This window comes from Polaromonas sp. (assembly GCF_039930745.1).
Lineage (GTDB): Bacteria > Pseudomonadota > Gammaproteobacteria > Burkholderiales > Burkholderiaceae_C > Polaromonas.
Window position 1 is genome coordinate 1 of the sequence record NZ_JBDTTH010000128.1, and the last position, 8,344, is coordinate 8,344.

At 63.1% G+C, this 8,344-nt stretch carries 8 protein-coding genes; 4 read left to right on the top strand and 4 right to left on the bottom strand.

The features are described from left to right. Nucleotides 1–232: 232 nt before the first annotated feature. A complete protein-coding gene (locus tag ABI660_RS21890) occupies nucleotides 233–505 on the bottom strand; it encodes a hypothetical protein (protein ID WP_348072121.1) in 273 nt (90 codons plus the stop codon). Nucleotides 506–964: 459 nt separating this feature from the next. Between ABI660_RS21890 and ABI660_RS21895 the strand changes: the two genes are divergently transcribed. The 3 genes from ABI660_RS21895 (at nucleotide 965) to ABI660_RS21905 (ending at nucleotide 3,468) form a co-directional block, all read left to right on the top strand. Then, on the top strand, nucleotides 965–1,375 hold the full coding sequence (locus tag ABI660_RS21895; protein WP_348072123.1) for a response regulator: 411 nt from the start codon (nucleotides 965–967) through the stop codon (nucleotides 1,373–1,375). A gap of 226 nt (nucleotides 1,376–1,601) precedes the next feature. After that, nucleotides 1,602–2,786, top strand: a complete 1,185-nt coding sequence (locus ABI660_RS21900; protein ID WP_348072125.1) for a fumarylacetoacetate hydrolase family protein — start codon at nucleotides 1,602–1,604, stop codon at nucleotides 2,784–2,786. A 229-nt stretch (nucleotides 2,787–3,015) separates the two neighbouring features. Beyond that, the gene (locus ABI660_RS21905; protein ID WP_348072127.1) at nucleotides 3,016–3,468 is read left to right on the top strand and encodes a hypothetical protein; all 453 of its coding nucleotides are present in this window, start codon (nucleotides 3,016–3,018) and stop codon (nucleotides 3,466–3,468) included. Between the two features lie 18 nt (nucleotides 3,469–3,486). Here ABI660_RS21905 and ABI660_RS21910 read toward each other — a convergent pair whose 3' ends face one another. Then, the gene (locus ABI660_RS21910; RefSeq protein ID WP_348072129.1) at nucleotides 3,487–4,833 is read right to left on the bottom strand and encodes a hemolysin family protein; all 1,347 of its coding nucleotides are present in this window, start codon (nucleotides 4,831–4,833) and stop codon (nucleotides 3,487–3,489) included. Between the two features lie 23 nt (nucleotides 4,834–4,856). Here ABI660_RS21910 and ABI660_RS21915 point away from each other — a divergent pair, with 23 nt between their 5' ends. After that, entirely contained in the window at nucleotides 4,857–5,711 is an 855-nt protein-coding gene (locus tag ABI660_RS21915; protein WP_348072131.1) for a symmetrical bis(5'-nucleosyl)-tetraphosphatase, read from the top strand. 235 nt (nucleotides 5,712–5,946) lie between these two features. On the opposite strand, the gene ABI660_RS21920 is transcribed toward ABI660_RS21915, so the two are convergent. Together ABI660_RS21920 and ABI660_RS21925 are read right to left on the bottom strand one after the other, a co-directional pair. Further along, complete coding sequence (locus tag ABI660_RS21920) at nucleotides 5,947–6,849, bottom strand: YihY/virulence factor BrkB family protein (protein ID WP_348072133.1); 903 nt, start codon at nucleotides 6,847–6,849, stop codon at nucleotides 5,947–5,949. A gap of 106 nt (nucleotides 6,850–6,955) precedes the next feature. Continuing rightward, nucleotides 6,956–8,344: DEAD/DEAH box helicase (locus tag ABI660_RS21925; RefSeq protein ID WP_348072135.1), on the bottom strand; the 1,389-nt coding region annotated here is incomplete at its 5' end.

Below are 8,344 nucleotides of genomic sequence, written 5' to 3' on the forward strand. Positions count from 1 at the left end.
CACGGTGGAGGCCTGACTTAAACCAAACAGCCTCCATGAAACACGGGGCGGTTCAAAATGGATGGACGGGGCGCGAAATAAGCCGAGCAGCGGGCAGGGCCAGGAGGGTTTTAAAGCGGGGCTAGCGCCCGTTCAGGGGTGACCCTGAAATAGAAAGAGCCTGGCTCGCTTTCGGCCGCGAGATAGGGGCAGACCTGGCTGAGCAAGTCTGGGTGGTAGTGCTTCAGGAAATTCAAGGCCGCCACCTGAGGTCCATGCCGGGCAAGTTCCTGTCTTCATGCAAGGGATGCGAAAGCAATTTGTCGTCAAACAGGGGTTCGTAATAGTGGTTGCGAACCGGGAACACGCCGAGGGCCTTCAAGCGCGAAGTGGTTTGCGGTAGCCGGCTGGAGCCGGCCCGGCGGTAGCGCATCAGCAGATACGCAGCGGGAATGACAAGGATTGAGAAGAGGAAATCAATGGGGCCCTCCAGATTTTTCAATCCCGGCCTGGATGAAGTTTTCATTTATGCCCCGCTGATTGTTTCGTGATTCGAACGGCTTGCCATACCGCGCTGCGTGGACGCAAGAGAGAAGTGAGAGTAGAGTGCGGCCGGCGCCGGCAAGCTGTGTTTTTCTGTAAGGACAAGTACATGCACCGCACAGGAAAAGACACGCCTTTGCGCTGACACTTCCGCCAAACATGCGGAGCGAATTCACTCGGGCGTCTGAGCCAAGCGCAATTTGAGTCAGTGAATCGAGGCGCAGCGTAGCGCAGTCCGCTTGTCATCACACAAGCGCACCATAAAGAGGCAGTCTTGTCAGATTTCACCCATTCGCCTGCCGCCAAATTGAACCTATGAGCGTAGGACAGCGCTTACGCCGGACAGGGCGCTCGACCCACCCTCTTTGACATCCCGGCCCGGGTATCCTTGCCGGAATTTAAAAATTGATCCACCGCGACCTGCGGCCTCCAAGGAACAGACATGGCATTGAAGGTCTATCTGGTTGAAGACAATGAGTTGATGCGCAAGCACCTGATGGACTCGCTTTCTGAAGAAGCCAACATTGAATGGGTAGGGTCCGCGGAAACCGAAGCCGAAGCCAAGGACTGGATGGAGCGCAACCCCCAGGGTTGGGACCTTGCCATTCTTGACCTCTTCCTGCGCGAAGGCACCGGTGCCGGCGTGCTGCGCCACTGCAGGAGCCGTAGCGACCGCCAGGACGTGCTGGTGATGACCAACTACCCGATCTCCTCGCTGCTGACGCATTGCCGCCTGCTGGGCGCCAACGCCGTCTTTGACAAATCGACCGAGCTGAGTGATCTCATTGCCTATTGCATAGGCCGCGCCTTCCGTTCCACCTTGCCGTCCTCCTTGCAGCGCTCCCAGGCCTGAGCCGGCCCGCGCGTGGAGCGCGCTTGCCCGTCAACGCCTTTTTGAACACGGGCCTGCGCCACCGCACCAGCCGGCAGGAACCCGCGGCGCAGGGACAGCTCGCTGGCGCCAACCTACCTTTCGTCTCTGGGCGCAGTCTCGTCTGATCGCAGGCGTTTCTTCACAGGGCTCCATCACACGTATTAACATACGATGTTTGACCATCAGCATCCACCGGGACGTTTCCATGACGCTTGCACTCACCCCCTCTTCCATCCTGCCGCAAGACCACGCGCGGGCCACGCTTGTTGGCCGGATCTGGCAACCCGGCGTGGGGCCGGTGCTGGTTGCTGTATCTGGCGGAGCACTGCATGACCTCTCCGCCATTGCGCCAACGGCCACACAGCTGTTCGAGCTTGCAGACCCCGCGGCGGCCGTGCAAAGCGCGCTGGCCGATGGCCGTGCCAAGCCCGTCGCGCAACTGGAGGTGGCGCTCGCGCAGTCGGACCCGGCCACGCAAAGTGGAAAATTGCCCTGGCTGCTGGCGCCGTGTGACCTGCAGGCCCTCAAGGCGAGCGGGGTGACGTTTGTCGAGAGCTTGCTGGAGCGGGTGATTGAAGAGCAGGCGCGTGGCGATGCATCAAAAGCGCATGGCATACGCGAGGCCTTGAGCGCGATCATGGGCGACAACCTGACGGGCATTGTGCCGGGCTCGCCGCAGGCAGCCAGTGTGAAGGAAGCGCTGCTGGCGCAGGGCGCGTGGTCGCAATACCTGGAAGTGGGCATTGGTCCGGACGCGGAGATTTTTACCAAGTCGCAGCCGATGTCGTCTGTGGGCGTGGGCGCAGACATTGGCATCCACCCGCTGTCGGTGTGGAACAACCCGGAGCCTGAAGTGGTGCTGGCCGTTAACAGCCGGGGCCAGACGGTGGGCGCCACCTTGGGCAACGACGTCAACCTGCGCGACTTTGAAGGCCGCAGCGCGCTGCTGCTGGGCAAGGCCAAAGACAACAACGCGTCGTGCGCCATCGGGCCTTTCATTCGCCTGTTTGACGCGCACTTTGGCATTGCCGATGTGCGTCGCTGCGATTTGAATCTGCGGGTGGATGGGCCCGAGGGTTTCACCATGCGGGGCAGCAGTTCTCTCACGAAGATCAGCCGCGACCCGCTGGACCTGGTGAGCCAGGCCGCAGGGGCCAACCATCAGTATCCCGACGGGTTCATGCTCTTCCTGGGCACCATGTTTGCGCCAACGCAAGACCGCATGGGCCCCGGTCAGGGCTTCACGCATGTGGTGGGAGACGTGGTGCGCATTGAGACGCCTGCCCTGGGGGCACTGGTCAACCGCGTGTCGCACAGCGACAAGGCGCCGCCATGGACTTTTGGCGTCACCGCATTGATGACCAACCTGGCGGGTCGCGGGCTGCTTTAAACGCAGAATTTGATCAAGACTTCCCCTAAGCATTGATGTGGGAAGACGCTACAAAGCGCAGGTCTTTCCCCACACCTGGGCGCGTTAAAAGTCGCATTTTTCATGGCCCCTGGCCACCGCGCCGGCTGGCGTAAACGCGCCGTTACAATCGCGCTGCCTGATCACCGGGGCCCGCCCACGCGGTGCCCCCGGGGCCAGGCATTGTTGCCACCTCTCACGGGTTCACACCATGACCGCCATCAAAACCCTGCTTGCTGCCTCCACCGCCCTTGCCCTGCTGGGCTGCACGTCCATGGGGAATGTGCAGCTGGGCAATGACAGCACCGTGACCGAGGCCACCGCCAAACAGCTGGCGGGTGATGTGCCGCTGCCGGCGGGGTCGGTGATCAAGCAGCAGGACTCGCTGGTCATGGGCTCGGGCAACACCTGGATGGGCCGCTTGAACGTGACGGCGTCGGGCGAGCCGCAAACGGTGTTTGCCTGGTTTCGCGACAGCCTGCCCGGCGCGGGATGGACGCTGACGTCCAGCTCGTTTTCCAAACTCAGCCTGCTGACGTTCACCAAGGCCGAGCGGATGGCGACGGTACAGATGCAGGCGGGCAGTTTCGGCGCCAACGAGGTGTTGATCACCGTGACGCCGGCGGTGCGCCCGGCGGCGGCCGGTGCTGCCAGCCGGCCCTGAAGAAAAAAGTCCTGCGAGTCAGGGCGCTTTCGGGGTTGAGGGCTCGGCCACCGCGCTGACCAGCACCTTGTCAATGCGCTTGCCGTCCAGATCCAGCACTTCAAAACGCCAGCCGGCCGCTTCCACCCTTTCGCCGGTGCGCAGCAGCCGGCCCGACACGCTTTGCAGCAGGCCGGCCACGGTGTTGTAACGTCCCCGCTCTTCCTCAGGCAGCTCCCGGATGTCGAGCCGGGCCTTGAGTTCGGACACCGGCATCACGCCATCGATCAGCCAGCTGCCATCCGGGCGCTTGGTGGCCCAGGCGTCCACCTGGGCGCCGGGCTGCAGTTCGCCGGTGATGGCTTCGAGCATGTCCATGGGCGTCATCAGGCCCTGCACCACGCCGTATTCGTCCACCACAAACACCATGCGTGTGGACTGCGTGCGGAACTGTTCGAGCAGCTCCATGCCGGTCAGGGTTTCGGGCACAAACACCGCCGGGATGGTGTAGGCGTCAATGCGGTCCGCCAGGGTGGGGGTGGTGCCGGTTGCGGTACTCTCCCCCACCGGCTGGATCCGGCCGCGCAGCGCCAGCAGCTTGGCCACGTTGACCATACCCACCACGTCGTCCAGGCTGCCGCGGCACACCGGGTACCAGGAGTGGCCGGTGGCCCCTGCCTTGTCTATGGCCTGCGCCACGGTGTCGCTCGCGTCTATCCACTCGATGTCCGAGCGCGGCAACATCAGCGAGGTGAGCAGGCGGTCGTCCAGCAAAAAAACGTTCTGCACCATCTGGTGCTCATGCTCTTCAATCAGGCCGGCGTCCAGACCCTCTTCCAGACTGGCGGCGATTTCCTCATCGGTCACGGTGCGGTCCCCGGCGGTGTCCACGCGCAGCAGCTTGAGCACCGCGTGTGTGCTGAAAGACAGCAGCCAGACAAAGGGCTTGGCACCGGAGGCCACCCACATCATGGGGCGCGCCACCAGCCGCGACACGGTTTCCGGGTACAGCTGGCCAATGCGTTTGGGCACCAGTTCGCCAAACACAATGGTGATGAAAGTGATGGTGGTCACCACCAGCGCGGTGGCCGTGATGTCGGCAGCACGCAGCGGCGCGCCAAAGGTCTGGATCCAGGCCGACAGGCCGGCGCTGAACGCCGCCTCGCCGATGATGCCGTTGAGCATGCCGATGGACGTGATGCCGACCTGCACGGACGAGAGAAACTGCGTCGGGTTTTCCAGCAGTGTCAACGCCGCCTGAGACCCCTTGTCACCCCCCTCTGCCAGGGCGTTGAGCCTGGCCTTGCGGCTGGAAGCCAGCGCCAGCTCGGACATGGCAAAAACGCCATTGAGCAGGGTCAGAAAGGCGATGAGGATGAAATCCATGGATCCGAAGGCAGAATGAACACATGGCACTTTACTGTATTGGCGACCTGCAGGGTTGCAATGAACCTCTGCAGCGACTGCTGCACAAGATTGATTTCTCCGCGAGCCGCGACACGCTGTACGTGCTGGGCGACCTGGTCAACCGTGGCCCGGACTCGCTCGGCGTGCTGCGCAGCCTGCATGGCCTGGGCGATGCCGCGCAGTGCCTGCTGGGCAACCATGACCTCAACCTGCTCGGCATCCGCCAAGGCCTGCGCAAACCGCACCGCGGCGACACAGTGCAGCAGGTGCTGGACGCGCCCGACAGCGAGGCCCTGCTCGACTGGTTGCGGCATCGCCGCATGGCCATCCATGCGCATGGCTGGCTGATGGTGCATGCCGGCGTGCTGCCGCAGTGGAGCACCGCACAAACCCTGGCGCTGGCCGCTGAAGTGGAGCAGGCGCTGCGCGGCCCGGACCTCGCCGGTTTTCTGCAAGGCATGTACGGCAATACGCCGGACCACTGGCAGGACAGCCTGGAAGGGGCCGACCGCCTGCGCGTGATCGTCAACGCCCTGACGCGCATGCGTTTTTGCACGGCCGGGGGCACGATGGAATTTGCCACCACGGGCGGCAGCCAGACGGCGCCACCCGGCTATTTACCGTGGTTTGAAGTTCCCGGAAGGAAAACGGCCGGCACGCCAGTAGCGTTTGGCCACTGGTCCACACTGGGTGCCGACCATGCCGCTGCCGGCGCGCCCGGGCTGCTGCACAACACCTTGCCACTGGACACTGGCTGCGTTTGGGGCGGTTGCCTGATGGCCGCCCGGCTGGGCAGCACACCGGGCCGATTCGAGTCCATCAGCGTGCCCTGCCCACAGGCGCAGCCGCCGGGCTGAATTCATAAATTTAGAGCCTTTTTGGCATCCAGCCCAATAAGGGCGGACGCAAGCAGCTATCAATAGCGTAGCAATAGTGTCCTGTCCCGCAAATAGGGTGATGAAATGAAATTGTCCAGTCAGTCGCCAGGCAAGGCGTGAGGAAGCGACATAGCCCAGCTATGGCAACGACGAGCAACGCCGCATGGTGGCTGAATGGGCGATTTCATATCGCCTTTATTTGCGGGACAGGCCACTAGGGCCTGTCAGCGTGCCGGAGATCCGCTTCGTCCGACAGGGAGCGCGCCACGCTGGCCGAGAGCAGCAACACCGCCGAGGAAAAATAAATCCACATCAGCAGCACCACCAGCGAACCTGCCGCGCCATAGGCGGACACCACGGCGGCAGTGGACAGGTAGATCGCCATCAGGTATTTGCCCAGCGCAAACAGGATGCCGCCGGCAATGCCGCCCATGACCAGGTAGCGCAGCGAAGGTTTGGGCCCGGCGCTCATGCGCATCAGCGAAACGAAAAGCAGCGCCGAAAACCCTATGGACACCAGCTCGTTGATGGCCACCGCAATGCGCTCCAGCGGCATGTAAGCGCCGGCCCAACTGGTCACGAAACTCAAAATGGCCGAAACGGCGAGCGACACCAGCAGCAGGAAACCAAGGGCCAGGATGTAGGCAATGCCGCGCAAGCGCAGCGAGGCGCTGTACCACCACTTTTGCTGCGGCACCACGCCGGTGTCCTGGCGCCAGAGCCGCTCAAATGCGTCCTGCAGTTCGGCAAACACCCCGGTGGCGCCTAACAGCAGCAAACCAAAAGCGATCAGCGAGGCCAGCAGGCCATCGGACGGTTTGCGCGCTCTCGCCAGCGCCTGCTGGATGAGCTGTGCACCCTGCTCGCCGATCACGCCGCCTATCTGGGTGATGAGGCTGGTTTCGATGTAACTCCGGTCCAGCCACCAACCCAGCACCGCCACCAGCAGCACCAGCAGGGGCGCCAGGCTGAGAACACCGTAGAAAGACATGGCCGCGCTCATGCGCAGGCCATCGGCATCTATCCACAGCTGTACGGCGCGCCGCGCAGGACGGAGCAACACGGGAAGAGAAGAGTGTTGATAAGCGCTGCGCAAGCCGGCGTACAGGGAACTCATGGCGCCAGCTTAGCCCGCGTGGCCGGGCACAGGCATCAGATAGCTGCGCAGAAAAAAGTAGGCGCGGGCCGACCACCTGCCGCAGGGCAGCTGCCGGCGCGCGGCTTCAGCTGCCTGTTTTGAACAGGGCGGCGATTTTTTTCTTGGGCTTGATGTTGGCCGACACGCCGCGCGACGTGCCGCTCTTGACGGCCTCTTCCCAGGCCGGCTGCGCTTCGGCCGGCAGGCTGGATTCGTAGGGCTTGTCGAAGAAGGGGTCGCGCGACATGGCCTGGCGCTGGGGCTCGCGCCGCTCACGCCTTTCGCGCGGTGCTTCTTCTGCTTCGCGCACTGGCTGGTCACCGCTGTCGCGGTACATGCGGCGGCCGTCGTTGATACGGCCCTGCTCCTTGATGCGCGGCTGGTCTTCCTCGAACTCCATGGGTTCCAGTTCGATCTTGGTCTTGATGAGTTTTTCAATATCGGCCACCAGACGCTGGTCGCTGCTGGCGGCAAAACTCACGGCCAAGCCCGAGGCGCCGGCACGGCCGGTGCGGCCAATACGGTGCACATAGTCTTCGGCATTGAAAGGCACGTCGAAATTGAAGACCGCCGGCACATCCTTGATGTCCAGACCGCGTGCGGCCACGTCGGTACACACCAGCAGATCGACTTCGCCCTTTTTGAAGGAGTCCAGGGCTTTCAGGCGTTCGTCCTGGCTCTTGTCGCCGTGCAGCGCGGTGGTTTTCAGGCCTTCACGCTCCAGCGAGCGGGCTAGGCGTGCGCAGCCGAGTTTGCTGTTGACGAACACAAAGGCCTGCTTGAGGCCGCGGGCCTTGAGGATCTGGTGCAGCGCGCGACGCTTGTCGTCGGCATTGACGGCGTAGAAGTGCTGCTCCACCGTGGAGGCTGTGGCGTTGGAACGCGCCACCTCGATGGTCACCGGGTCCTGCAGGTAGCTGGAAGCCAGGCGCTTGATCTCCGGCGAGAAAGTGGCGGAAAACAGCAGGGTGATGCGCTGCTTGGGCAGGTAGCTGAGGATGCGCTGCAGGTCGGGCAGGAAGCCGATGTCCAGCATGCGGTCGGCCTCATCGAGCACCACGTACTCAACCTGGTTAAGTACAGTGTTTTTGGCTTCGATGTGGTCCAGCAAGCGGCCCGGTGTGGCGACCAGCACCTCGACGCCTTTTTTGAGCTCCAGCGTCTGCGGCTTCATGTCCATGCCGCCGAATACCACGGTACTGCGCAGGTTGGTGTATTTGGCATACAGCTCCACCTGCTGCGCCACTTGCACCGCCAGCTCACGCGTGGGCAGTAGCACCAGCGCGCGCACCGGGTGGCGTGCCGGCGAGGTGGACGGGTTCTCGTGCTTCATCATGCGCTGCAGCAGCGGCAGTGCAAAAGCGGCGGTTTTGCCGGTGCCGGTCTGCGCTGCGCCCATCACGTCCTTGCCCTGCAGCACGACCGGAATGGCCTGCTCCTGGATGGGTGTCATGGTTTCGTAGCCCATTTCGGC